Source organism: Serratia sp. 506_PEND (assembly GCF_001076875.1).
GTDB classification, from domain to species: Bacteria; Pseudomonadota; Gammaproteobacteria; order Enterobacterales; family Enterobacteriaceae; genus Serratia; species Serratia marcescens.
The window spans coordinates 1-1,324 of the sequence record NZ_JVEL01000129.1 but is presented as its reverse complement, the minus strand read 5'-3'; the positions used below and the strand labels follow the sequence as shown (position 1 = coordinate 1,324).

The window sequence follows — 1,324 nt, the reverse complement described above, 5'->3', positions numbered from 1 at the left end:
AACGGGCAGCGGTTGACGTTACGGCCGGCGGTGGCTTTCGATTCGGGAAATGACGGGCGTTAACCGGTATTGATTTGGCGCCGCGGCGATTAACGTGAAGGCTGCAATAGCGTATCGGCTCCGATCTCTGCGATATGAAATAATCACCACACTGAACTTATAAAGGTCTAGTAAGGGACTGTACTTTAGTCTAACTAGTTTCTCATCCATTGAGGCAATACACTTTCCCGGTAATGTTTTGATAAAAAATACAAAAAAAAAACCTGACCGCGTAGGGCCAGGTTGCCAATATTGGCCAACACCAGGGAAAATTTTCTTGCACCATCTTAAAGCTATTAACTCCGCAGAGGCAAGCGATCTCAGCTGGTTTTTAGGCATTAACCAGCCATTTTGTTAGGTATGTGCGCTATTTTATGGTGATTTTAGTTCGAAGCCTATCCAACCGAAAATACCGTCTCTTTTTTGATGGCGTTATTCCTCTCTTTATATTTTCCGTCTGATATTTACCAATGAAAAAATAGTGTTCTCGGAATGTTACGCAACCTCATTCTTTATTGGCTGACACATTGTTATGCAATTATTTGCAGCATTGTCATTGCGGCTGGGGATTATATTGTTTTTGCCAGGCGCTGGGTGAGGCAGTAGTGATGGGGGGCGGGTTGCGACCAACGACGTGCCGGGCTCCTGAACGAATCTCGCTAGCGCTATGAGCGGTTCTGGCTAGTGGGAGTGAATGACGTCCGGCACAGGAGCCATCATTGCTCTGTGCAACGACACTGGAACCTGGAACCTGGAATCGGACGATATCGCGTGAGTGCGGTGCCTGATCCTGGATGCTCGTTGCAACAGTCTGCTCATCATCAACGTGGTTGGGAAGGGCGCGCAGCAGGAAGGCAGGGCGGACAAACGCGCGTGGCGGCGGTTTTTTCGACACTTAACTCATTGAACAACGGATAAGTGTTGCGTGCTGGTCGCGGGAAGGTATAATTCACCCGTTTTCCGCATACTACTTCAGTGCCGAAGTGGCGAAATCGGTAGACGCAGTTGATTCAAAATCAACCGTAGAGATACGTGCCGGTTCGAGTCCGGCCTTCGGCACCATCGGAACATCAATAGACGTCAACGGACGTCTTTTTTTGTGCCTGAAATTCGCGCCACACAAGGCTTTCCGCGATTTTCCTTTCAACAGAAGTCAATCTGAGTCAACCCACATCAAGTTGCTTGTGAGTATAGAACCGAGTATATATGCTGGTTCGATAATGGTTGTATACTCACAGCGGCACATGGACGGAGAACTTTTATGGCTCTGACAGATATCAAAGTG

1 tRNA gene is annotated in these 1,324 nt (G+C 48.0%); it reads left to right on the top strand.

From position 1 onward, the window contains the following. The first annotated feature begins 1,016 nt into the window (after nt 1-1,016). Nucleotides 1,017-1,101 (top strand) — tRNA-Leu (locus tag ADK28_RS03590). The last annotated feature ends 223 nt before the right edge of the window (nt 1,102-1,324 follow it).